Here is a 25073-nt window from a genome sequence, read left to right as displayed (position 1 = left end):
AGTGGACGACGTACTCGACGGCGAGCAGCCGCGGCCGATCCGCTGCCCGAGCTGTCTGGAGGACCTGTACTTCGATCCCCGGCGTCTGTTCCTGCCGAAGGGGCCGACGCATGAGCTCAGCCCTTGGGAACCGGGCGACGAGACGAACGCGATCCGACGCCAGGACCTGATGAACCAGGCCTTCCTGAAGTGCCCGAACGAGCGTCCGGGCGAGCACTTCCTGCCCGTGCCCTACCTGAGTCACGGCACTCCACTGTCCATCGCCTTCGTCGGCCAGTCCGGCACCGGCAAGACGCATCTGCTCGCCGCGATGATGGCGGAGATCGGCCGCGGCGGGCTCGACCCGTACGGCATCCACTGCCGTTCGGTGAACACGGTCCAGCACCAGACGTTCCTTTCCAAGGCCGTCAGCCAGCTGGAGGCTGGCCAGGTGCTGCCGTCCACCGACCCGGCGTCCTTCGTCGAGTTCACCGACGCGCTGCTGGTGACGGTGAGGGGCAGAACCCGGCCGGTGGCCTTCTTCGACATCGCCGGCGAGTCCCTCACCCTCAGCGGCCCCAGCACGCAGTTCCTGCTGGGCGTGGACGCGCTGATCTTCGTGGTGGACACCATGCGGGCGCTGCGCCTGCCCCAGCTGGTCCCGGCGCGTGAGGCCGCCGGCATCAGCCAGGCGCTGGCGGGGGTGCCGGACCCGACGTTCCCCACGGTGCTGGACCGGCTGCCGCGGGGCGGCGACTTCAGCGACGTGCCCTGCGCCGTGGTGCTGAACAAGTGCGACGTGCTGCGGTTCGAGGACCCCATCGACCAGTGGCTGCGCAGCGGGCTGTCGGCCGACGCGAACAAGGTGGACCCGCGGGAGACGTACGAGGAGAGCAGGGACGTCTACGCCTTCCTCACCCAGCACAACGCGACCGCGTGGCTGCGCCCGGCACACGACTGCCGCCGCTGCTCGCTGCACTTCGTCTCCGCCACGGGCATGTCGCCCACCGCCCCGCCGGGCAGGCCTGATCCGCACGGCCCCCGCAAGGCGTTCGTCGGGGGCGTGCGTCCGCGCCGCGTCCTCGGCCCGCTGCTGTCGCTGTTCACGATGTGCGGCCTGTTCGATCCGCCGGTTCCGCAGCTGATGGGGGTCTGAAGCATGCCCACCGTTCCCACCGTCGATCAGATCGTCTTCGCCCACGAGCCGTTGAACATCTCGGACAACCTGGGCTTCGGTCCGGTGGCGTACTCCTGCGGCGGTCCGGAGGCCGTGAGTTTCTGGCGGGTGGCGGAGCGGATCGTCCGGCCGCCCGGGTCCTCCTCGGCGGGCCGGGACTCGCTCGCCTTCGGCACGGCCGCCCACCAGGACGTGATCGTGTGGCGCGTGACCGCGCAGGACAACATGAAGCGGAGCAGCCTGCGGTGTCACACCCTGTTCGCGCCGTCCGGCCGGCTGACCGCGCGGCTCGCGCTCGGGCTGACGGGACGCGACTGGTCCGGTCGCAGGAACGCCCTCGACGCCGAACGGGGCCGCACGCTGGAGGCGTTGGATCCGGACGCGTTGCTCCAGGAGGCGGCCGAGGGCGCCGAACTGCTGCGGAGCGCCGCCGCCGAGAGGGCGGACACGTTGCAACACCTGGCGTCCTGGCTGCTCTTCGAACCCGGACGGCAGCTGTCGATAGCCGAGGCCGAGTGCGTGGGCGACGATCCCGCAGCCGTCCTGCTGGGTCTGGTCGAGATCCTGGAGCCCCTGGTGCCCGGCCCATGGACCTTCTCCACGCTGGAGTACGAGGAGTCCGGACCGTACCGCCTGATGGTCATGCCGAGTTGGCCCGTGCTGGGGCGCTCGACGCACCAGCGGCTGCGGCTGCACGGTCAGGAGCCGCCCGCGGACTGGGCGTCGGAGGCGGCGCGGCTGCTCGTCGCACGTTATGTGGAGTCAGGGCCACAGACGTTGGGACCCGTGAGCCCGCCGGGGTTGCCCTGGCTGGAGATGGCTCCCGAGGAACGGTGCCGCGAACTGCTGTCCCAGCTTCGTCCGCGCATCGCCCCCGGCCCGGCCACGAACTCCCTTGAGGACGCCTGCCTTCAGGATTCCTCCCTCCAGGACTCCGAGCGTCAGGACTCCTGGCACGCGGACGACCCCGGCGGGCAGGAGGAGCTACCGCCCGCCGAGCAGCCCGTCCCGGAAGGGGACGAGGAGACGACGACCGGATCACCGTCCGGCGACGACCTGCCGCCCCTCCCCCGGGGCTGGCCCGTTCAGGAGGCACCGGACACCGGCCAGGAGTCCTCGCGCGCGGCGGACCCGTCCGCCGGGGACCTGCGTCGGACCGTCACGTCGGTTCAGGACACCGACCGCTTCGCGGAGGGGAACGGAGGGACGGACCCCGCCCCGGCCCCGCCGGACTCTCTGGCCGGACACGAGTCGTTCACCTTCCCGGCCCCGCCGGCCGCGCCCCCGTCCCCGCCTCCCTTCGACGGACCGGCACATGATCTGCCGTTCATCCCGGCGGGGCTGCCGCCGGTGTCGGCGAACAGCGCCCCCGCCGTCTCACGGGCCGTGAAGGGCACCTGGGGGCAGCGGCGGCGCAGGCGGGACGGGGCCCACGCCGGCTCTCCGCGGCCCGAAACCCCGGTGCCCGGTGCCCCGCGGCGTGAGAGCGGCGGTACGGAGTGGGTGAGCGAGCTGGGCGACATGGAACTGGTGGAACGGGCTCTGCGCTGCCCGGACGCGGAAGTACGGGCCATCCACAGGGAGTTGGAGAGACGGACGGCGGGATGGGACGAGGCGACCGTCGACGAGGCGTGCGAGCGGGCCATCAACCAGGGGCTGGGTCTGACCCCTCCCAACGTCGGCCGCGTCACCCGTGCCTACGCCTTCTCCTCCGTCCTCCTCTATGGACTCCTCGTCCGCAGGGCGGTGCGGCGTGCCGGACCGGCCCGTCAGTGGGCGGCGTTCCTGAACGCGCACGGGACGGCGCTCCCCAGGGGACTCAAGGTCGCCCTTCAGTGGACCGTCCAGGACTACCGGGTGAGCCCGAGCCTCGTGCACCCGGAATTCTTCGCGACGTTCGGCCTGCCGCTCATCGTCCGCACCCACGGTCTGACCGATCCCGCTTCCGCGCCGGTCCGCCGGCCCCGCCCTGAACCGGGACGGAGCCACGCGGCCGGAGACTCCGACGACAGCCTCATCACGGCCGTCGTGGTGTGGGGGCTCATCTTGATTCTGATGCTCCTCTTCGCGGCCCTGTTCTACTCCGGAGGGTTCTGGTCCTGAGAGCTCTGTTCCTCAGGGTTCTGGTCCTGAGGAACAGCGCCGCCCGTCACAGCCGCCCGAGGCCGAACATCTCCTCCTCGGGCAGGTGCGAGAACAGCCGGACGGGCGGCGCCGGGCAGTCCGCCGCAGTCAATTCCCGTACCGCCGAGTCGAGTTCCGCTGCCGCCTGGACGGCCGTGCGCCCGAAGCGGAGCACGGCCGACCGCCAAGTCGCGTCCCAGGCACCGCTGTCGACGTGCTCGACGGGGACGAGGCCGGCCGCCAGCACGACGGCCGCTCCTCCGACCGGATCCGTGTCGTCGCCCCGGCCCAGCAGGAACAGCTCATGGGCGAACAGGTCCCGCAGCTCGGTCTGGCGCCGCTGGGTCAGTCCCTGGCGGACCGCGTCGAGCAGCACCAGCGGCGGCGGCCGGTCGTGCCGCAGGCACAGCTCCCGGATCTCCCGGTGCACATCGGCGGGCCGGACGGGGACGGCTGTGTCGAGGAGGCGGAGTGCGGCCCCCCGGCCGAACGGGCGCATCACGCCCCGCAGGACGAGCACGTCCACGGGTGCGTCGGTACGCTCCTTCGCGGGCGCGCCGCCCGGCACGAGGAGTTCCCAGCGCGGGGTCCGTTCCGGGACGCGGGCGGTGAGCGACTCCTTGAGGTCGGCCGCCGATGCTGTCCGGACCTCGGCCGGGGAACCGCCGTGCCGGCGCAGGGCGCGCCGGGCGAACTCGAGGTTGCGGGTGCGCGGGAGTCCGTCGGACGGGATCAGCAGCCGGCGTCGCAGCTGCGCGGTGGCCGGGTCGGACGGGGCCGTCAGCTCGGCCGCCGCGAGGTGCCAGACGGTGGGGTACGACCGGCCGTCGCCCAGCAGGTCGGCCGCGTCCACGACCATCTCCCGTCGCGGCCGGCGGCGTCGGCTGCTCTCCTGGGCCAGCAGGTCCGCGCCGCGCAGGGCGGTCAGCTGCTCCTCGTGGCGTTCCTGTTCCGGCCAGGGCGCGGGGGTGGTGCCCGGGGGAAGGAGGCGGTGCAGCAGCAGCCAGGTCCGGTGCACGCCGTGGTTGGGGGCGCCGTGGCGCTGCCGAGCGGCTTTCAGGTGGGCGGCGGCGCGGCGCCGGTCCCCGAGGAGGTGGCCGTGGAACACGACGGCGGCCAGGGACAGGGGTACGGTCGTGCGTTCGTCGGGGAGGCGGCCGAGGAGTCGGACGACGGGTTCGCGGACCGGTTCGGGCAGCAGCGGCGCGTCGGCGAAGGGGCCGTACAGGGCCGCTTCCTCGGCGACGAGCACGAGCCGGCGTCCGGGGTCGGGGATGCGGGTGAGCGCCGTGCGCAGGTCGTCCAGGTGGGGGGCCGCCGCGGCCGGGTCGCAGTGGACGAGGGAGTGCAGCGCCTGGGCGAACCATTCGTCGGGGGCCGCCGGCGGGGGTCCGCCGCACGGCCGTTCGCCGGTGCGGGCCAGCAGCGCGTCCTTCCAGGCCGCCAGTGCCCGTCGTGCGGCCTCGGGGCGGCCGAGGCGGTGCAGCAGGGCGCACTCGGCGCGGGCGATCTCGCTGCCGGCGCGGCCCCGTCGGGCCGACCTCAGGGGTGCCGCCAGGCCGATCCAGCGGTGGGCCTGCGCCAGGTCGCCGAGGGCGGACAGGGCGAGGTCGGCGCGCAGCGCCAGCACGCGCAGCCGCTCCTCGTCGTCCCGGGCGAGGATCATGGCCTGCTGGGCATGGTCCTCGGCGCGGTTCGGCTCCAGGACGCCGGCCCAGGCCCGGGCGCGGATCAGGTGGGCGTCGAAGCCGAGGGAGCGGCGGCGTTCGTCGTCGGGGTCGACGAAGGCCTGCACGGTGTGGTCCAACAAGTGGACGGCGGCGAGCGGTTCGCCGCGCAGCAGCCGGGCGCGCGCTTCGAGCACGTCGAAGCTCATGGAGTCGGTGCCGGGGTCCATGCCGAGGATGCCGTCGACGGGCACGCCCGATCGCAGGGCGGCCTCCATGTCGGCGAGCGCCGCCCGTGCCCGCTGCGGGCCCGCCTCCTCGGGCCGGCGCAGGGCGGCCCGGTCGAATCGGTTCTTCCAGGCGCGCACCAGGTCGGGGCGTCCGGCCGCGCGCCATTCCCGCATCGCGTACCGGGCGATGAGCAGGGCTCGCGGGTCGGCTCCGCCCGCCGTCCAGTCGTAGGTCGTGGTGAACACGCCGTCGGCGGCCCGCTCCCCGGCCGCCGAGCCGTCGGGGGCGGGTCCGGTGCGGGCCAGGCAACTCGCGTACAGCAGGCCCGCGTCGGCGCGCCACAGGTCGTCGAGGCGTTCGGCCGACCAGGGGCGGCCCCGGCCGGGGGTTCCGGGTCCGCTTCCGCGTTCGCGGAAGATGCCGGCGAGGGCCTCGCGCACCTCGTCGAGGGTCCCGGCGCCGGCGCGGGCGGGGTCGCCGAGCAGCAGGGCGCAGCGGAGGATCTCCATGCGCCGCTCGTCGGGGCGGGGCGGCGGCTCGCCGTCCGGGCTCATCGTCGCCCGGCGGCAGGCCAGTTCGTAGTAGCGGGCGACGTCGGGCCAGCCGGGGCGGCCGTCGTAGAGCACGGCGTGGAGTTCGCCGTAGGCGCGTTCGAGGGCGATGTCGTACCAGAGCTGGGCGGTCATGGTCCGCGGGTCGGGCAGCTGCGGTCCGCCGAGTTCCGTCTCCTGCCTGCCGAAGTCGGAGCTGAGCAGGCGTTCGGCGAGTTTGAGCACCGTCAGGAGCGCGCCGCGCCGCCAGGCGTCCGCGACGGCCTCGCGCCAGACGCGGGCGGCCTCGTCGACCGAGCCGGCGCGGTCGGGGTCGGGGTCGGCGGCGGAGTGCAGTTCGTGGTAGATCTGCTCGATCGTCCATTCGGCTGCCGTCTCGGAGCCGTTGTCCCGCGCCTGCGCGGCCAGTCGGGCGCAGCGGTCCTTGCCGTCGTGGTGCAATTTCCACCAGGCGTCGCCGTGGTGGTTGCGCATGTCGTGGCGCAGGGCGCGGCGGACGTTGACGTGGACGACCAGTTGGCGCTTCTCCTCGGTCCTCATCCAGGCGGAGCTGTGGGCCACGGTGAGCAGTTCTTTCCAGAGGTCGTCGGCGGCCTCGTCGGTCCTGAGGTCCGGGCCGCCGGGGGCCGTCTCGCTCAGCAGGGGGACGAGGACCTGCCGGAAGTACTCGTAGGTGGGGTGCCGGGCCACGGCGCAGTAGCGCAGGGCGAGTTCGATCCGCGGGTGCCTGCCGTGCAGTTCCCGGTCCAGCACGAACAGCTCCAGGGACTCCATGCGGGCGCGGGGCAGTTCGTCCGGCTGGTCGAGAGCGAGGTCGGCCATGAGGGCGAGCACGAGCGGGGTGAATCCGGGGGCTCCCTCGAAGTCCTCCCGGCAGGCGGTCACGATCCGGTTCGCCAGGGGCTCGTCTATGCCGCGGGTGCGCAGGTACTCGGCCGCGTTCTCCAGGGTGAAGGGGGGCACTTCCAGCGACCGCCAGCGGCCCGGCAGCCGGCCGAAGGCCTGGGAGAACTGCGGGTGTTCGGCGATGTCGGCGCGTCCCGACAGCACCAGCCGCACCCGGTCGACGCGGGTGACGGCGGCGAGCACGTCGAACAGGGGGCGCATGTCGAAGCCGGCCGTGCCGAGCAGCTCGTCCAGGGTGTCGAGGCAGAGCACGACGGTGCGGCGGGGCCGTTCGGCGGCCTCGGCGACGACGTCCTCCAGTGCCGCGCAGAACTCGTCGGTGAGCGGTTCCGGCGGCTCGACGGCCTCCGGGTGCAGCGCGGTGCCGTCCACGTACTCGCGGTCGAGCGCGTCCAGCAGTTTCCCGTGCCGGTACACCAGGTCGTGCAGCCGGGCCGTCCCCGACTCCGGAGACGCGGGGGGCAGTTGGCGCAGGAGTTGGCGGGCGAATTCCACCAGGAGCAGGGAGGGGTGGCGCAGCAGGCGGGTCGAGTCCAGGGTGTCGACGTCCCGCATGGCGCAGGGCACGGGTGGGTCCTGTTCGGCGCAGTGGCGGGCGATCAGCCAGGAGATCTGGGTGCTCTTGCCGATGCCACCCGGTCCGTGCAGGTGGACGACCCTGGGGGCGTGGGGATCCTCGGCGTGGAGGGCCGCTTCGAGCGCGCCCTCCACATGGGGGCGGGCGACGTAGTGCCAGGTCCGTCGGAAGCAGCTGTACCAGACGCGCATCATCGACAGCTGTTTCGCGGCGCGTTCCTGACGGCTCCTCAGTTTTTCGTGGAGGCCCTGGTCGCCGACGAAGGCCCGGAGTTCGGCCGGCGCGATCGCGTCCTTGAAGCGCCGGCCGGCGGCCGCGTGGCCGACGCGCACGGCGTCGGCGTACCAGCGGTCGAAGAGTGCGGTCGCCTCGTCGATCCGGTCGGCCACCACCAGGAGCCTGATCCGCTCGGCGGCCGCGGCGGCGCCGCCCTCGCTCTCCAGGTGCCGCGCCAACTCCATGGCGCTGTCGCTGAGTTTCTTGGGGCGGACCGCGGTGTTCCCGGCCTCCTGCCACCAGGCGGCCCACGCGCCGAGCCTGGTCTCCTGCGGTACCTGGTAGCGGATGTGGTCGTCGTCGCACCGGTCGACGAAGCCGTATTCCAGAAGTCGGTCGAGGGAGTAGCCGAGTCCGCCCGCCAGGGACTCGTAGGCGCCCCGGCTGAAGCGGGTGCACAGACTGCACCGCTTCAGCACCTCGTAGAGCGCCTTGTCGCCGCCGCAGTAGCGCAGGAAGGTGCGGTAGTGCGTCTGGTACCGGTCCGGGTCCTCCGACGCGGACAGCCATGCCGTCGAGCGTTCGATCATGGCCTCCCTCCCCTCTGCGTCCGCCGTGCGACGCCTCCGGCCATGCTCAGCAGGTCCACTCCGACCTCGCGGCCGTCCCGTCCGGTCCACTCCTCGACGGCGCTGCGCCACTCGGGCGTACCGTGCCAGTCGATCCCCTCTCTGGCACCGATCTCCCGGCACAGCGGGCCCGCGAAGTCCGTGGGCCAGTCGTCGCAGTGGATGTCGAACGGCTTGATGCAGAACAGTTTCAGCCATCGCGCGTCCGCGCCGTTGCGGCTCGCCGCGACAATGCTCACGGCGGTCCTGACGAGGATCTTGTCGAAGAGGTTGTTCACCAGTTGACCCGCGACGGAGTCGTCCGCCTCCTCGAAGTGGTCGATCGCCAGAACGACGTGTGATCCGGGCGGTGCGATCTTGACCATGAGGTCGCGGCCGGCGGCGAAGATGTCCTGGGTGTGCCTTTTCAGCCCGGTGCGGCCGTCGCCGCGCTCGTGCAGCCGGCGCCATTCGTGGATCCGCTCGCGCAGTGTGCGCAGTTCGTCCTCCACCTCCCAGCCGTTGAGCGAGCGGTCGCGGTCGACGCTCTCGGCGAGCTGCGCCACCGTCTCGACGTAGGAGTTGGGCGGTGGGCGCATGTCGCCGTCGGACAGGCCGTCCTCGCGGGAGGCGAGGTCGACGTAGAGGGCCTTGCCGCCGCGTGCCTCCCAGGCGCGCAGCACCGACTTCAGCACATGGGTGGTGCCCGAGCGCGCGTCGCCCGCGGGCGCGCTCGGCAGGGAGCCGCCCCCCGCCCTGGGGCCGTGCACCGCCAGCAGCCGTTTGACGGACGCCCCGTTCTCCAGGGCGTCGAGGGCCCGCCTGCGTTGCGCCACCCGGTCGGCCCCGTGGCGCAGCGTCCGGTACAGGGGCCGGTCGCCGTGTGTTCTCGCCTCGGTGGCGGGCGAGGGCTTCGGCAGCGGGAGGACCCGGTCGGGGTGGCAGTTGACGGTGGTGACGGCGGCGAGGCCGGGTGCGGTCCGTACGGCCGTCCGGGCGGCCTCGTCAAGGGCGGCTCCCCGGGCCAGAGCCCGGTAGAAGGCGGTGACGGGCTCGCACAGCCGGCAGTCGTCGGGGGCGGCCGGATCCCGCAGGTCGAGGCTGACGGTGCCGAGGACGGGGTCGAGCGCGTCGGTCCGCAGGAAGGCGTCCAGCCGGCTTCGGGCCTGCGGTGTCCGGGCGGGTCCCGTGGAGACGACGAGGCGGGTGTGGGAGAGGTTCAGTTCGCCCACGGCCACCGCTCGTTCGACGAGCAGCTCCTCGGTGGCGGATCCGGCGAGGTGGAGGATGTGCGGTTGAACCTCGCGCAGGCGGGGAAGGAGCGTCTCACGGTTCAGGGGACCCGGCAGTACGTCCACCTCCCACCAGGGCACCTGGTCGCGCAGCGCGAAGTGCGCGGCGATGTCCTCGTGCCCGGACACGCCTCCGTCGGGGCGCACGGAGGGATCCACCCCCAGCACCATTACCCGGACGGGGAGATCGGAGAACACCTTCGGCGCGTCCGGCTGGAAGTTCCCCGGGCCCAGGCGGCTGCGCACTAGTCTCCAGGCGCGTCCGCGGACGCGTCCGGCCTGCTGGAACAGGTCCTCCCAGGGGACGTCGTCGAGTTCGGGTGACTCGCTCTGCAACACCACCAGTCCGGGCGGCGCGCCGTCCGTCGGTTCGGCCGGCTCCGCCACGGCCGCGAGCAGGTCCGCGCACATCCGTTCCCCTCCCCCGGTGTCGCGTACCTCCGTCTCGCGGAACTCGGTTCGTCCTCCGCGCGGCCAGGTCAGCACCGCGTGGTGGGCTCCCGACGTCGCGGAGACCTTCAGCCGTATGTGCACCACCGGTGGCCCGACCGCTGACTCCTCCACCATCCCCCTGTGACTCACCTTCTCCTCAACCGCACTCGATGTCGGACTCGAACGCGTCGATGACGCGCCGCCAGGCTGACCGCAATCGTCTTTCTCCTTGTTCTCCGGGGCCGACCAGCCCCGACAGCAGGGTCGCCGGATCGATGAGCGAACGCGCTTCGGACGCCTTGCCCGCGGTCGGGTCGTCGCGCAGCGCCGTGCAGAGGTCTTCCGGCGTGACCGGCGCCGACGCGCGGGACTCCCGCATCGCGGCGCACTGTCCGCTGTCCAGGGCCGCGCCCCGTTTCAACGCGTAGGCGTGGGTGAGTTCGCCGACGAGCATCACGAACAGGTGGTGGAAGAGCGCGAGTTCGCGGATCTCCGGACGGGGACAGCGCGACTCGTCGTCGCGGATGCGCAGATGGCAGGCGCCCACGTCCATCGGGGTGCCCGACTTGTAGAGCTTGCGCAGCGCGGCGTGTTCGAGGCTGAGGCCGTCCTTGCGGATCGTGCACCACGCCCCGCCGTCCTCCGGGTAGTCGTCGGCGCGCAGGCGCAGGACCCGTGCGCGGGCGCAGTCCGTCATGGCGCGCAGCGTCTCGTCGCCGTGCCGCTCCGCGTCGTCGCGCCCCTTCTTGAGCTGCGCCTCCAGCCGGTCGAGTCCGGGGCCTCTCATGTCGTCGTGGAGCCCCAGGAGGACGCCCTCGACCCGGTGGCGATGCGCCGGCAGGCCCTCGGGGTCCTCGCGCCGTACATAGCGTTCGAGGGTGAGGTGGTCGGCGCGGGCCCTGTCCTGGCGGGGTACGGGCCGGTCGTGCTCCGGCTTGTCCTGTGCCTCGTGCGTGGCGAGGAGGAACTCGCAGTCGCGGCGCAGGGCGTAGAGGTCCTTGCGCAGGCCCTCCCCGTCGCCGTGGTCCCGGTAGCGGTCGACGGCGGTGGTCCAGCGGGCCGCGACGAGCGCGTCGAAGACGGGTCCGACGCCGTCGATGACCTCCCTCCAGTCCCCGAGGTCGCGCAGCACGCGCAGCCACTCGACCTTGACCAGGGCGGCTTGCGGGCTGTCCCGCGCGCCCGGGTCCAGCCCGTGCAGGAACTGCTCGCAGGCCTCCCGGGCCTCGCGCAGATGTCCGCAGTCGCGCAGTCCTCGGACGTACAGCGCCCGGGTGACCGCCGCGAGCCTGAGATCGGTCCGCGGGTCTCCGGGCGCGTCGGCGACCGACTCCGTGTTCCTCAGCAGGCGTTCGGCGAGGGCGAACTCGGCGGATCCCGGTTCCACCCGGGCCTTGATGGTCCGCAGCAGGCGCCTGACGTCGTCCCGTACGTGTCCGGTGGGCGCGCGGCTGAGGAGTCCGCCGACGAACTCCAGGCACAGGTCCCACCGTTGGACCTGCGCCAGGTAGGGCAGCGCCTCGGGGATCAGGAACTGGAGGTCCGCGGACCGGCCGTAGGAGCGGTTGCGGAACGCCTCGCGGACCAGCCCTTCGGTGTGGTCCGCGGCGACCTGGTCGACCATGCGCCAACGGGCCGCGCCGCGGTCGGCGGCCGTGCCGGCGTCCTGTGCGGCGCTCTCCTGGGCAGCGGCGGCGGCCTTCTGCACGGCCTCGGCGGCCTGCGCCACGGCCGGGTGGATCCGTACGACCACGCGCTCCCTCTCGGGCGACTCGTCCAGGTGGATCAGGTTCTCCTCACAGAGGTGCTTCAGCAGCTCGTCGATGTCGGCGACGACGTCGTCGAGTTCGAGCGGGCGGCAGCGCACGACGGCCCAGACGACGGCCAGCAGGGACGCGGCGCGCGGGTCGTCCGTACGGCGGACCAGGACGCGGTGCACGGGGCTGAGCCGGCACAGCACGAAGAGGAGGTCCCGTCGGCCGCCGTCCGCGGGGAGGCGGCCGATGGCCTCGCGGGCCCAGTCGTGGAGCCTCTGCTGTACGCGCTTGTCGTCGGCGGTGGCCGTGCAGCCGTCCTCGACGAGCCCGCGCAGGGCGTCGGCTCCCCGGTCCGCCGCGGAGTCGGCGAGGCCGAGCAGGGCCGGGTGGCCCTCGGTCGCGTGCAGTATCCGTTCGACGAGCACTCGCTCGTCCGGGTCGCCGGCGGCACGATCGATCAGCTTGCGCAGGTGCGGCAGGCTTCTGGCGTAGCGGAAGGCCTCACGCGGGGACAGCAGCCGCACGGGTATGGACTCCATGTTGGGCAGCGGGACGGGGCGCGGGCTCGTCATGAGCAGGCGGAAGCCGACGGCCTCGCGGCCGGTCAGCGCGCAGATCACCTTGTGCCAGCCGGGGTGCTGCCACGGGTCGGGGGCGGGCTGTCCGGCTCGCGCGGGCGTGCTGTCGCCGAGTTCGTTGAGCAGGGGGCCGATGCCCTGGAGGTACACCAGGTGGTTGTGGGCCTGGTTCAGCGGCAGGTACGAGGTCAGCAGGTCGCAGAATCTGGTGAGTTCCCGCTGGTCGGTGACGAGGTCGGCCGGTGAGGGCAGGCGTCCTCTGTCGCGGTAGTAGATCTGCTCGATCTCGCCGAAGCGGCCGATCAGTGCTTCGAGGAAGCCTTCCAGCGCCTCGCCGGGGTCCTCGGGCCAGGGCTCGCGCGGGTGGTGCAGGACGCGCCGGTAGTGGTCGGCGTGCTGGTTGATCAGTTCGGCGGCGCAGGTGCTCTTCCCGATGCCCTCCATGCCGTGCAGGACGACGCCGTTCGCCTTGCGCCGGTTCCCCGGTCCGATGATCGCGTCGGCCCGTTCCATGGCGTCGTGATGTCCGAACAGCCGGTCGGGCGGGGCCGGGAGCAGCTGTGGCAGCGGCATCCGGTCGGTCGTCCGAGGGCTTTTGTGCACGGTCAGGTCGACGGCCGCCGCGCCGTAGAGGACCGGCGCGACCGCGTCGAGGTCGGTGATCTCCTTGCGGTGGGCCGCGATCGCCTGGGCGAGCGCCCGGGGCAGGGTGAGTCCTCGGTCCAGGAGCTTGCGGTAGACGGAGGTGAGGATCCGGACGGCCGCGGCGTCCTCGATCGGGTGCCGGAAGGCGAGGACGGCGCAGCCGTGCAGACGGGCGAGGTCGGCCGCCAGTCGATCGGCTGGCGGTGGGGCGTCGGCGGGGGCGGGAGCTGGGGCGGAGGAGGCGGCTCGGGCGGCTGGGGCGGCTGGGGCAGTTGAGGCGGCCGAGGTGGCTGAGGCCTCTTGCGCGGCTGAGGCCGCGAGGGCCGGGTGGTCGGCGGCGGACGGGGCGGCGGTCGCGGCCGGGGCCGGGGCGGCGGTCACGGACGGGACGGCGGTCGTTTCCGCGGCCCGGGCGGGCGCGGCGGTGGTGGAAGCGGCCTGGGCGAGCGCGGCGGTGGTGGGAGCGGCCTGGGCGAGCGCGGCGGTGGTGGGAGCGGCCTGGGCGAGCGCGGCGGTCGTGGGAGCGGCCTGGGCGAGCGCGGCGGTCGTGGGAGCGGCCTGGGCGGGCGCGGCGGTCGTGGGAGCGGCCTGGGCGGGCGCGGCGGTGGTGGGAGCGGCCTGGGCGGGCGCGGCGGTGGTGGGAGCGGCCTGGGTGAGCGCGGCGGTGGTCCTGACGGTCGCGGTGTCGGGGGACGGTGCGGCTTCGATGCCGAAGACGGTCATGAGGTCGGCCTCGGCCGGGTCGGCCGGGCGGCCGCTGACCACGGCCAGCCGCAGCCTGTGGTGATGGCCGGCCGGCTCCAGCATGCCGATGAGGGCTTCGGCGGTGAGCGCCCGTTGCTCGCCCGTGCCGTCGTCGGCGACCCACCCTCCGAGCGTTCCGGGCGCGGCGAGGTGCAGGACGAGCTGCCAGGCCTTGTCGGGCCCGCCGTTGGGACGGTTCGCCTGTTCCAGCAGTTCGGCCAGCTCGGGATGGGTCAGCCGGTGGGAGAGGGCCTGCGTGGTGAAGTCGGCCTGTCCGTCGCGGCCGATGTCCCGCAGGGTGGAGACGACACCGGACCGTTCGGCACGCAGATCGACGGCGTCCTCGCCGCCCGGGTGGTGGAACGCGCCGATCAGGTGGACGGGACGTCCGGCCTGTTCCCTGATCTTCCCCGGGGAGAGCCGCGCGGCCGTGCGGTCGCCGGCCGTCGTCGGTTCGATGACCAGCGTCAGCCCCCGGTCGACGAGGGAGCCCTTGTCGTCCGCGGCCAGGCACAGCGGGTAGCGGGCGATCTCCCACTCGGGCTCGTCGGCGCGCAGGACCAGCCGGGCCACTCCGGAACCGTTCGAGGGCGCCTCGGCGAGGACGTTCCACAGCTTCTCGCCGAGGACCGTCCCGCGCAGCCAGTTGCCGCGCCGGGTGACGGTCTTGCGGGCTGTCGGACGGTCGGCGTGGTCGTCACGGACGAAGCCGTACGGGTCGTACAGGAAGCGGTGGTCGCTCACGCTCGCCTTGAGGTCGACGGCGTGGGTGAAGGCGTCGCCGTGGCCGCCGGGCGGCCGGCACCGCCAGGTCCAACGCGGCACCCCGCATTCGTCGACGACGAAGTGCTCCACGGTTATTAAGACGCAATCGTCCCCCGTCACGGCTCGGTCCCCCCTGCCGCCTGCAATCGGAAATCGGGCGCTGGCCCGTGGGCAGAAGAGTAGGGCCGGCGGAAGGGCCCACCCACCTTTTGAACAGAACGCGCGGGAACCGTCCGCCAAACGGTCAATCAGCGCTATGAGTTCGCACCCAGATTTCCAAGTCCTGTCGTCGGGCCGCCGCTCGGCCGGCGGCCAGAAGCATCCCCGGATTGCCCGCCGCGATCTCGAAGGCTTCATGGGCGAGTTCGTCGTCCGCGTCGAGGAGGGCGACCAGACGGGGCGTCGCGACGGTCAGCAGCGGTTGCAGTCGCGCCGGCGTCAGCGGGCCCAGCGGCACGCGTGTCAGGGCCGGTGCGCAGCCGGGGAGTTCGGTGCGGGAGGTGAGGAGGAGTCTCGGTGTGTCCGCCGCCGCGGCGAGGGCGTCGAGCAGCTCGCGCCAGCGGGGGTCACGGCGCAGCATACGGTCGACGCGGTCGATCACGAGGAGGAGGTCGGACCGGCCGGAGAGGCCGGCGACGACCGCCTCGACCGGTGCGGGCCAGTCACGTTCACGCGCGGCGGCCAGTGCGTTCTCGCAGGCGGGCAGGCGGTAGGCCAGGTGTGTGAGGAAGGCGTCGACGGAGCGGGCGTCCGGGGTCGGGGTCGGGGCCGGGGCCGGGGCCGGGTCGTCGATCGGTGGGGCCCAGTCGGGGCGTGGGTGCCACAGGACGGGAGAGATCTCCTGCTGATGCCGATGGGCGAGGACGGCCGCGCAGGACGTCGTGCCGATCAGCTCCTCCCCGTGGAGCACGGCCCCGGGGACCGCGCTGCCCGGTGCCGTCGCGGCGCGTACGGCACGCATCGCCTCCTCGCGGTCGACGAACGGCCGGGGCGGATCCGGAAGCGGACCGCCCATGGCCGCCAGGGGCAGGGCGACCGGCTCGAATGGTGAACTCCCTTGACCGATCCTCAGATACGGGGCGGTGGTTCCGAAGAGCACCGGTGTGCAGGCCGACAGCAGCGGCATCTGCCGTTCGGCCAGGCCGGGGTCGCGGGTCGCGGTGCGCAGCGCGTGCCGCAGCGCCTCGGGCAGCGGCCATCCTTTCCCCAACAGCCCTTGATACAGCGCGGCGTCGAAGCAGGCGGCGAAGTCGTTCCCCACCGGGAACCTCATCGCCACCACCGCGCAGCCGAGTTGGTCAGCCAGCGTTGCGGCGAGGGACGTCAGCGGGCGGTCGGCATGCGCCGAGGGGTCTTCCCCGCCCGACCAACAGGCCGTCAGGCAAAGCAGCTTGAGCCTTCCGCGGGCGGCGGCCAGCAGCCGCCCGATCTCCGCCGCGCCGACGAACGACGCGGAGGCCGCGGCGCTCCCCCGCTCCGGTTCGCCCGCGGTCCGTTCAGGCGGCTCGTCCCGCTCCAGCAGAAGACCGCCCGGCAGGCCGTGGCACACGATGTGGATCACGTCCCAGTCGCCGCCCTCCCCCATCGCCTCGTTCAGCGCCGTCGGCCCGGCGCCGAACTGGACGGTGCTGAGGTGGGCGGGGACCTCCCTGTCGGCGGTGCCGGCCAGGACGGCCGCGCGCAGCGCCTCGCGGTGGGTGCTCAGGTTCAGGGGCAGCGTCCCCCGGGCGAGGCTGAACAGCGCCAGAACGCGCACCTGTTCACCGGTGGTCGCCCGTGCGGTGACCGGCGGGGCCGGGTGCAGGGACGGGCGGACGCCCCGGACGAGGGTGGTGCGGTGCAGGGCGAGCGGCTTGTCCCGCACCTGGCCGGGGCCATCGCCCCGAACCATGGCGAGTTCCCAGGGCAGTGCCTCGAACTCGGCCAGCTCGGGCGGCAGTCGCATGGCCACCGCGCCCGTGTCCGCCAACGCCTCGGTGAGCGGGCCGAGACCCATCTCGCCCAGCCACGCGCCGACCCGGCGCAGCTCGTCCTCGACGAGATCCACCGCGCCCGGGTGCCGCTCACGCAACCGCCGGATGCGAAGCGGCAGTTCGTAGAGGTCCGCCATGGTCCGCCGGTCGCCCGGACTCCGGTCCAGTCGTACGGTCTTCGTGAGTACGCGCGCCTCGCCGGGCCGCTCCAGCGTCCAGGTCCACGCCACGGGCCGGCCACGCTGTTCGTCATACCAGAACTGGCCGTGGCGTACCGACAACACCGCCAATTGGTCCACCGTATTGGCTCCTTGCCATAGCGTCGAGACATCCACCACTCCACTCCACACGAATACGGGATTCTCGAGGGTTCCGTGCGATCGGGGGCTGTGATGAGCAAACACCGGCAATACGTGCGCGAATTGCGCAAGGCTTTCGGTTTCCAGCCGACCTGGTTCCCCGACAGCGAGGTGCGACTGGGGGACGTCGGAGTCTTCAGACGCGGCCAGTTCGAGCGGAAGGCGTCCCTGGAGGAGTGGGGGATCTCGTGGAGGTCGCGCGTGCGCCCCGGCGCCAGCCCGCTCTACGAGCACCGGTCCGAGGGCGCCGTCGACGTCTCCTCGGCCGTCTCGGCGGCGGGCGGCGCGCCGGCCGTCACCGCGGGCGGGGGCATCGACGTCCGGTTCACCAAGGCGGACGCGGTGCTCTTCCGCGCCGCCGACTGCTGGTCGGAGGAGATCGAGGACATCGGCGCGGTCGAGGCGGAGATGAAGGCGCGCCACCGGGACAAGAAGTGGCCGCGCCGGCACGCCGTGGTCACCGAGGTGGTGCACGCCGGGTGGACGACGGTGCTGATCTCCGACTCCCGCACCGACAGCGCCCGGCTGCGGGCCACGGCGGACGCGTCCGCGCTCGGCTGGGACGCCCTGACGGCCAAGGCCCGGCTGGAATGGGCCGGCGGGTCCGGAGTCAGCACCCGGTTCCTGTCGCGGGGCGAGCTGACGCCGCTGTACCGGGCGCGAGGCGTGCTGCGACGCCCCTTCGCCGGCCCGGTCATCCGCTTCATGGACGAGCCGGGACCGGCGGACGCGGCGCAGCCGGGCGAGGCCTACGTGGACGACGTGGACAGCGAGAGCTTCCACCTCGATGAGGAGGACGAGACCTGAGCGCGAGCCGGAGCGGGCTCGCGAAGAGGTTGAGCGGGCGCGCGAAAGCGGTCGGTCAAGCCGTCGGCCCGTCCGGCGGACCGGGGTTCGGCCCGGCTCAAGGTTCGGCCCGGCTCAAGGATCGGCCCGGCTCAAGGATCGGCCCGGCTCAAGGATCGGCCCGGCTCAGGGTTCCGCCCGGTTCAGCTCCTCGTCGAGGGCGAGGGCGGCCCCGATCAGCGCCAGATGCGTGAACGCCTGCGGGAAATTGCCGAGTTGTTCGCCCGTGGGTCCGATCTCCTCGGCGAAGAGGCCGACATGGTTGGCGTAGGTGAGCATCTTGTCGAACGCGTAGCGGGCCATGTCCACGCGCCCGGAGCGGGCGAGCGCGTGCACGTAGAGGAAACTGCACAGGGAGAAGGTGCCCTCGCTGCCGCGCAGTCCGTCGGGCGAGGCGGCCGGGTCGTAGCGGTAGACGAGGCTGTCGGAGACCAGCTCCGCCTCCATGGCGTCCAGGGTGGAAAGCCAGCGCGGATCGCTCGGGGTGACGAAGCCGACCGCCGGCATGAGCAGCAGCGAGGCGTCCAGGACCTCGCTGCCGTAGTGCTGGACGAACGCGCCGCGCTCGGCGTTCCAGCCGCGGTCCATCACCTGGTGGAGGACGGCGTCGCGGGCCGCGGTCCAGCCGGCGAGGTCGGCGGGGCGGGCGAAGTCGCGGGCGAGGCGGATGCCGTGTTGGAACGCCGTCCAGCACATCAGCCGGCTGTAGGTGAAGTCCTGCCGGCCGCCCCGGGTCTCCCAGATGCCCTCGTCGGGGCGGTCCCAGTGCCGGGTCAGCCAGTCCAGCAGCCCTGACAGGGCCAGCCAACCGTCGTAGCCGGCCATGTGGGCGAGGTCCTGGCTGCTGGTGAGGGCGTGGACGGCCTCGCCGTAGATGTCGAGCTGGAGTTGGCCGGCGGCGTCGTTGCCGATGCGGACGGGCGCCGAGCCCCGGTAGCCCTCCAGGTGGGCGAGGGTCTCCTCGGCGAGGTGGGGGTCGCCGTCGACCCGGTACATGATCTGGAGGGGTTCGCCGGTGACGGTGCGCCCCGCTTGGAGGCGTTCGCCCAGCCAGCGGCGGAAGGCGTGCGCCTCGTCGGTGAAGCCGAGGCCCAGCAGGGCCTGCATGGACAGGGAGGCGTCCCGCACCCAGGTGTAGCGGTAGTCCCAGTTGCGTTCGCCGCCGAGTTGTTCCGGAAGTCCGGTGGTCGCCGCGGCGACGGGCGCGCCGGTGGGAGCGTAGGTGAGGAGCTTGAGCGTGATGGCGGAGCGGTGGACCATGTCCTGCCAGCGGCCTCGATAGCGGCTGCGGCGGATCCAGCGGTACCAGTGGGCGCGGGTCGAGTCGAAGTCGTCCCGCAGGCTGTCGGCCGTCGGCGCGGGAGGCGGTTCCGCTCCGGCCGCGCAGACGGTCAGGACCACGGCCGCGCGCTCGTCGTGACCCAGCTCGACGGTCGCCGTGACGTCCGTGCCGTGTGTGCCGTCGCGTTGCAGGGTGAACGGCCCGGCGGCCTGGAGGAACGCCTCGGTGCCGGGGCCGCGGAAGTGCGCGGTGTCCGGGCGCAGGTCGAGGCGGTGGTCGGCGCGGGCGTAGTCGAACCGGGGACGGCAGCTGAGCGTGAAGCGGACCCGGCCGCGGGTCACGCGCATGATGCGGACGAGCCGGTGCCGGTCCGTGGCGGTCTCCGGCCGGTCCAGCGGCATGAAGTCGACGACCTCGCCGACCCCGCCGGGGGTGAGGAAGCGGGTGACGAGGACGGCGGTGTCGGCCAGGTACAGCTGGCGGGTGGTGACGTCGTCCCCGTCGACGGTGAGGGCGAAGTGGCCGCCGCGGTCGTGGTCCAGCAGCGCGGCGAAGAGGCTGGGCGAGTCGAACCGCGGGGCGCAGAACCAGTCGACCACGCCGTCGGAGGAGACCAGGGCCGCCGTCTGGAGGTCGCCGACCAGCCCGTGGTCCCCGATGGGGGGATAGCGTCGTCGCATCATGATCCCTTCGGGCCGGGCCGGAGGGCACGGGCGGGCCCGCCGGGCGCGCACCGACCTGCTCCGACCCTCCGGCCGCCCCGCACGGTCCACCACAGGGGTTACGCCGAGCGCGTGACGCGCGCCCGTGTGCCAGCGGGCCGCCGGTCGTCAGACGTCAGGGGGCAGGGGGCAGACGTCAGACGTCAGACGTCAGGGGGCAGGGAGCAGACGTCAGTCGTCGGGGATGCCGGCGCCGCTGAGGGCCGGGACCGTCCGCTCCGGGCGGGCGAGGGAGCGGGCCGCCAGGCGGAACTGGCCGAGTTTGTCGACGATGGTCTGGCCGACGGGGGTGTGGCCCCAGACGCTGATGCCCTGGTGGGTGCTGGGCTCCCAGGTGGCCTCGTCGACGACGAGGGGGTTCCAGCCGACCTCCCACTCGAAGCCGGACGGGGTGCGCGCGTAATAGGAGAGCTCCCTGTCGTTGGTGTGCTGGCCGACGGAGAGAGCCATGTCGAAGCCGAGTTCGTGCACGCGCTGGTAGCTGCGGGCCAGGTCGTCGAGGCCGGCGGCCTGGATGTTGAGGTGCTGGACGCGGGTGCGGACCGGGTCGACGGGCAGGCCGCGGACGGCGGCGATGGCGATGGAGTGGTGGCGTTCGTTGACGCGCAGGAAGCGGATCTTGAGCTTGACGCCGCTGATGGTCTCGTCGATGCAGTCGGTGAGCCGGGCGTCGAACACGGTGTCGAAGTAGCCGCGCGTCAGGGTCGGCTTGGCGGAGGTGATGGCGATGTGGCCCATGCCGGAGTCGCCGGTGACCCAGCCGGACGCGAGCATCCGCAGCGGCTCCGGGGAGGTGACGGGCGTGGTGTAGATCTCCTGGACGATGCCCTTGGGGCCGGGGAAGCGCAGCAGGCGTTCGACGCCGCGCGCCTCGGCCTCTTCGGCGGTGCCCTCGGCGACGGGCACGCCGTGGGCGCGGACCCGGGCCTCGATCCGCTCGAACGTGGCGTGGTCGTCGAGATGCCAGCCGGTGGCGACGACGTCCTCGGCGGGCCCGCGCCGCAGCAGGAAACGGCACTCCTGGTCGTCGAGGCGGAACCGCGTCAGGTCCGGGTCGAGGTCGTCGTGGTGCATGCCGATCGCCTCGGCCCCGAACCGCCGCCAGTCGGCGAAGCGCCGCGTCTCGATGACTATGTAGCCGAGGTGGACGGCGCCGAAGACGGACGGGGCGTCAGGGCCCCGGTAGATGTTCATCGGCGGCCCGCCAGGAAGTCGGCGCACAGGCGGTTGAACAGCTCGGCGCGTTCGAACTGCACCCAGTGGCCGGTGTTGGCGACCTGGTAGAGGTCGCAGTCGGGCATGCGCTCGGCGAGCATCCGGCCGCCCTCGGGCCGGTTGACCTTGTCGGCCGCGCCCCACAGCACGAGCGTCGGCACCGGCAGCCGGGACAGTCGGGCGTCGCGGGTGAAGTCCATCTTCCACAGCGTGCGCAGCGCGTTCCTGCCGGACGGGCGGCGCAGCGGCGGGGCCGCGACGACCTCCGGGTCGATGCTCGCCTCGTAGCGCGCGTCGATCACCGAGTCCGGGACGTCGGCGGCGTTGAAGACGAGGTGGGTACGGATGAACTTCTCCAGCTTGGCGCGCGAAGGGCCGTCCCCGGAGTAGTAGTCGAGCAGGCTGGTGAGGCCGCGGGTGGGCAGGGAGCGGGTGGTGCCGACGCCGCCGGGGCCCATCAGCACCATCCGGTCGACTCGGTCGGGGGTGTCGAGCGCCAGCCGCAGGGCGCAGGCGCCGCCGTAGGAGTTGCCGACCAAGTGGGCTCTGTGCAGGCCGAGTTCGTCGAGCAGTCGGCGGACGGCGTCGGCGAGGAAGCCGAAGGGGTCGGCGCCGTCGACGCCCTTGGTGCTGCGGCCGTAGCCGGGCAGGTCGGGGACGATGACCCGGTGGTCCTTCGCCAAAGCGCCGATGTTACGGGCGTAGTTGGAGACTCCGGAAGCGCCGGGGCCGCCGCCGTGGAGCAGCAGCACGGGTGGGCCGTCGCCCGTCTCCGCGACGAAGATCTTCGTGCCGGCGACGTCGAGCAGGGACTCCCGCATCGGCGGCGGTGCGGCGTGCGTGGTCATGGCGTTCCTTCGCTGACGGTCGGGGCGGTGGAGAGGGCGGTGGTCGCGGGCGTGGTGGTGGACGTGGGCGTGGTGGTGGACGTGGACGTGCCGGTGGGCTTGGGCGCGAACTCGGCCGGTGGCGGCGGGAGTTGCGCGCCGCGGGGTGCGGCGGCGTAGACGTAGGCGTCGGGGCGCAGGGCGAGCGTGGTCGCGCGGTGTTCGGCCAGCCAGGCGAGCAGCACGCCGTCGCGGTCGACGACCGCGCCCTTCGCCGGGGCCGAGCCCGCCGGCAGGACGCTCAGCGAGGGGACGCCGGTGCGGTCCCAGGCGGCTTGCGGGGTCGGCGGTCCGCCGTGCAGGAGGAGCCAGCGCCCGCCGAGGACGTCGTCCAGGCGGACCCGGTCGCCGTCGGGTCCGGTGACCCAGGGCTGGGGGACCTGACGCCCGGAGGCCTTGGCGCGCGGGCGGGCCTGGAGGCCGTCGGCGTAGTGGGCGACGGGGATCCACTGGGAGTCCTGCAACCAGCCGCCGAAGCGCGGGGCGCGGTGCAGGACCGGCAGGACGGAGTCGCGGACGCGGGTGACCGCGCGCCGCCGTTCGGTGATGATCCGCCCGACGAACACCGCGCGCCGGGTCACCTCTTTGACGTGCGGTTTCCGCTCCGCCTCATAGCTGTCCAGCACCGATTCGGGCAGTTCGCCGCGCAGCACCGCGTCCAGCTTCCAGCACAGGTTGGCCGCGTCCCGCACCCCGGCGGCCATGCCCTGGCCGATCCAGGGCGGCATGGCGTGCGCGGCGTCCCCGGCGAGGAAGACCCGCCCGACACGGAAGCGGGCGGCGAAACGGACGTGGTGGCTGTAGACGGTGGCGCGCAGGATCCTGATCTGGTGCCGGCCGATCCCGTACCCGGCCACCATCGCGTGGATCGCCTCGTCGGTGGTCAGCCGGCTCTCGTCGTCCCCGGCCAGGACCGGGAACTCCCACCGGTGGTGCCCGAGCGGGGTCGGGCAGTCCACGGCGGGCCGCGCGGGGTCGCAGCGGAAGCGCAGCCGGTCGTGGTCGGGCCACGGCTGGAGCATCTCCGTGTCGACGACCACCCAGCGGTCCACGTACGTCCGGCCCTCGTAGCCCACGTTGAGCTGGGCGCGGGTGAGGCTGGAGCCGCCGTCGGCCGCGATGACGTAGCTCGCGCGCAGGCGTCGCACCGAGTCGTCGTCGGCGCCCACGACCGTCAGCTCCACGCCGTGCTCGTCCTGGCGCAGGCGCAGGCACTCGTGGCGCAGCAGCACCTCCACGTTCGGGTAGCGGTCGACGCCCTCGCGCAGGACCTGCTCCAGCGCGGGCTGGTAGATGAACATCTGCGGGGGATGGCCGTGGCCGCGCGAGGTGGGGTGTGCGCTGAGGAAGGTGCGGCCCCGGGCGTCGACGAAGTCCAGCGGCCGTTCGGCGAGCATGTCCCGCTTCAGCCGGTCGGCCAGGCCGACGCGCTGCCAGATCCGTACGACCTCCTCGTCCGTGGAGATCGCCCGCGCCCGGGAGAACACCTCGCCGTCGCGCTCCAGCACGACGACCTTGAGGCCCGCCGCGCCCAGCAGGTTCGCCGCGGTCACGCCCGTGGGCCCGTACCCGATGACCGCCACGTCGTACGCGTCGCCCCCACCGCTCCCTCCACCCCTCCCTCCTGGGCTCTCCTCGGCACTGACGTCGGCACTGATCGCACTCACCAGGCCACCTCGCTGTCGTTCCATCGACTCTTGTTGTAGTGATTACTACAATTGGAATGTTCGCTACGCTAAACTGGGCGCCGTAGACGGTCAAGAGCCGGCGCGTGAGCCGGCCCGGCAGGAAGGGCACTCCCGATGAGCCAGGAGCGGACGACGCGCCGGAAGCGTGCGAACGGGGTGGAGTCACGGCAGCGCATCCTCGACGCCACCGTGGAGATCGCCGGTGAGCGGGGGTACGAGGGCACCTCGATCGCGGCGGTGAGCGCCAAGTGCGGGCTGCCCGCCAGCTCGATCTACTGGCACTTCAAGGACAAGGACGACCTGATCGCCGCGGTCATCGAGCGCAGCTTCGAGACCTGGCTCGCGGCCGTCGAACTGCCCGGCGAGGAGTCCGGGACGACGCTGGAGCGGGCCGCGGCGATGGCGGCGAACGTGGCGAAGTCCCTCGTCGACGCGCCCGACTTCCTGCGCCTCGGCCTGATGCTCGCCCTGGAGCGCCGGCCCGCCGAACCGCGCGGGCGGACCGTCTTCCTCCAGGTCCGTGAGATCGCCCGAGGGCGGATCGCCGAGGTGCTCACCGAGCTGATCCCCGGCCTGGACGAGGCCGCCGTGGACACGCTCACCACCTACGCCGTGGCCGGCGCCGACGGCCTCTTCGTCCAGCGGGAGATCCACGGCGACGCCGTCGACCTGGTGGCGATGTTCGAGCTGCACGCGCGCCTGGTCCATGGGGCGGCGGTCGGCATGGCGGCGGCGGGGAGCGAGGGGTGAGGGCGTCGGCGGGCGGACTCGGTTCGCCCGGCCACTCCGTGACCACCGCCCCGCGCCGGATCGACGTCCACCAGCACCTCGTCCCGCCCCTCTACCGCGACGCCCTCGCCCGCGCCGGCATCGTCGACGCGGGCGGGCGCGCGCTGCCCGACTGGAGTCCCGCAGCGGCGCTGGAGCTGATGGACCTGCTGGAGATCGGCACGGCGATCCTCTCCGTCTCGACCCCCGGCACCGGCTTCCTCACCGACCCCGCTCAGGCCGCCGACCTGGCCCGCCGGCTCAACGACCACTGCGCCGCCCTCGCCGCCGAACACCCCGACCGCTTCGGCTGGTTCGCCACGCTGCCGCTGCCCGACGTCGACGCGGCGGCCGAGGAGGCCGAGCGGGCGCTCGTCGAACTGGGGGCCGACGGGGTCACCCTGCTGGCCAACAACCGAGGGGCGTACCTCGGCACGGAGGGACAGGAGGCGCTGTGGCGGGTCCTCGACGAGCACGGCGCGGTCGCGCTCGTCCACCCGGCGGAGCTGCCCGGACCCGCCGTGGACGGCGTCCCGCCCTTCGCCGCCGACTTCCTCCTCGACACCACGCGCGCCGCCTACCTCCTCGTACGCAACGGCGTCGTGCGCGCGCATCCCGGCATCCGGTTCGTCCTCAGTCACGGCGGGGGCTTCCTGCCGTACGCCTCCCATCGCATGGCCGTCGCCATCGCCGCCGACACCGGACGCAGCCCGCTCGACGTCCTGGACGACTTCCGCGGCTTCTACTTCGACACCGCGCTGTCCTCCAGCCCGGCCGCGCTGCCCACGCTGCTCGCCTTCGCCCGCCCCGGGCACGTCCTGTTCGGCAGCGACTGGCCGTTCGCGCCCGCCGCGGCCGGCCAGTACTTCGCCAACGGCCTCGCCGAGGGCGTGGACGCCGCCACCCTCGCGGCCGTCGACCGCGCCAACGCCGAGGCGCTCTTCCCCCGCCTCGCCGGGCGCGCCCCCGCACCGGCTCCGCCCCGTCCGCTCCCGGCCCGCCTGCGCCGGTCCGCGCAACGGGCGGGCGCCCGGCTGTTCTTCAAGCTCGTCCAGCCCGGCGCCGAATAAGCGCGGGCCGCCTT

The 25073-nt window shown here is 73.2% G+C and carries 13 protein-coding genes; 5 read left to right on the top strand and 8 right to left on the bottom strand.

The window, feature by feature from the left end:
* Nucleotide 1: 1 nt before the first annotated feature.
* Together ACFYX4_RS32405 and ACFYX4_RS32400 are read left to right on the top strand one after the other, a co-directional pair.
* Entirely contained in the window at nucleotides 2–1135 is a 1134-nt protein-coding gene (locus tag ACFYX4_RS32405; RefSeq protein WP_389340752.1) for a hypothetical protein, read from the top strand.
* 3 nt (nucleotides 1136–1138) lie between these two features.
* Entirely contained in the window at nucleotides 1139–3259 is a 2121-nt protein-coding gene (locus ACFYX4_RS32400) for a hypothetical protein (protein WP_389340750.1), read from the top strand.
* 46 nt (nucleotides 3260–3305) lie between these two features.
* On the opposite strand, the gene ACFYX4_RS32395 is transcribed toward ACFYX4_RS32400, so the two are convergent.
* From ACFYX4_RS32395 to ACFYX4_RS32380, 4 genes are all read right to left on the bottom strand, one after another.
* Complete coding sequence (locus ACFYX4_RS32395) at nucleotides 3306–8018, bottom strand: AAA family ATPase (protein ID WP_389340748.1); 4713 nt, start codon at nucleotides 8016–8018, stop codon at nucleotides 3306–3308.
* The gene (locus ACFYX4_RS32390) at nucleotides 8015–9895 is read right to left on the bottom strand and encodes a hypothetical protein (RefSeq protein WP_389340746.1); all 1881 of its coding nucleotides are present in this window, start codon (nucleotides 9893–9895) and stop codon (nucleotides 8015–8017) included. Before ACFYX4_RS32390 ends, ACFYX4_RS32395 begins: the two co-directional genes overlap by 4 nt.
* Nucleotides 9896–9917: 22 nt before the next feature.
* On the bottom strand, nucleotides 9918–14339 hold the full coding sequence (locus ACFYX4_RS32385; protein WP_389340744.1) for a hypothetical protein: 4422 nt from the start codon (nucleotides 14337–14339) through the stop codon (nucleotides 9918–9920).
* Nucleotides 14340–14493: 154 nt separating this feature from the next.
* Nucleotides 14494–16521 carry a CHAT domain-containing protein gene (locus ACFYX4_RS32380; protein WP_389340742.1) on the bottom strand — a complete coding sequence of 676 codons (2028 nt, stop codon included), beginning with the start codon at nucleotides 16519–16521 and terminating at the stop codon, nucleotides 14494–14496.
* Nucleotides 16522–16644: 123 nt separating this feature from the next.
* Between ACFYX4_RS32380 and ACFYX4_RS32375 the strand changes: the two genes are divergently transcribed.
* Nucleotides 16645–17388, top strand: a complete 744-nt coding sequence (locus tag ACFYX4_RS32375) for a hypothetical protein (RefSeq protein WP_389340740.1) — start codon at nucleotides 16645–16647, stop codon at nucleotides 17386–17388.
* 165 nt (nucleotides 17389–17553) lie between these two features.
* Here the strand turns inward: ACFYX4_RS32375 and ACFYX4_RS32370 are convergent, their stop codons facing one another.
* From ACFYX4_RS32370 to ACFYX4_RS32355, 4 genes are all read right to left on the bottom strand, one after another.
* Nucleotides 17554–19389, bottom strand: coding sequence for a glycoside hydrolase family 15 protein (locus ACFYX4_RS32370; protein ID WP_389340738.1), 1836 nt, complete (start codon nucleotides 19387–19389; stop codon nucleotides 17554–17556).
* 213 nt (nucleotides 19390–19602) lie between these two features.
* A complete protein-coding gene (locus ACFYX4_RS32365) occupies nucleotides 19603–20625 on the bottom strand; it encodes a VOC family protein (protein ID WP_389340736.1) in 1023 nt (340 codons plus the stop codon).
* Nucleotides 20622–21494 (bottom strand): alpha/beta fold hydrolase, encoded by an 873-nt coding sequence (locus ACFYX4_RS32360; protein WP_389340733.1) that lies wholly within the window; start codon nucleotides 21492–21494, stop codon nucleotides 20622–20624. Before ACFYX4_RS32360 ends, ACFYX4_RS32365 begins: the two co-directional genes overlap by 4 nt.
* The gene (locus tag ACFYX4_RS32355; protein ID WP_389340898.1) at nucleotides 21491–23116 is read right to left on the bottom strand and encodes a bifunctional 3-(3-hydroxy-phenyl)propionate/3-hydroxycinnamic acid hydroxylase; all 1626 of its coding nucleotides are present in this window, start codon (nucleotides 23114–23116) and stop codon (nucleotides 21491–21493) included. Before ACFYX4_RS32355 ends, ACFYX4_RS32360 begins: the two co-directional genes overlap by 4 nt.
* A 219-nt stretch (nucleotides 23117–23335) precedes the next feature.
* On the opposite strand from ACFYX4_RS32355, the gene ACFYX4_RS32350 reads away from it, so the two are divergent.
* The gene (locus ACFYX4_RS32350; RefSeq protein ID WP_389340731.1) at nucleotides 23336–23971 is read left to right on the top strand and encodes a TetR/AcrR family transcriptional regulator; all 636 of its coding nucleotides are present in this window, start codon (nucleotides 23336–23338) and stop codon (nucleotides 23969–23971) included.
* Entirely contained in the window at nucleotides 23968–25059 is a 1092-nt protein-coding gene (locus tag ACFYX4_RS32345; RefSeq protein WP_389340729.1) for an amidohydrolase family protein, read from the top strand. Before ACFYX4_RS32350 ends, ACFYX4_RS32345 begins: the two co-directional genes overlap by 4 nt.
* Nucleotides 25060–25073: the final 14 nt, after the last annotated feature.

It is taken from the genome of Streptomyces sp. NPDC002328, from assembly GCF_042890065.1.
Taxonomy (GTDB): Bacteria; Actinomycetota; Actinomycetes; order Streptomycetales; family Streptomycetaceae; genus Streptomyces.
Note: the sequence above shows the minus strand (reverse complement) of the source record. Positions and strands in the feature narration are given on the sequence as shown.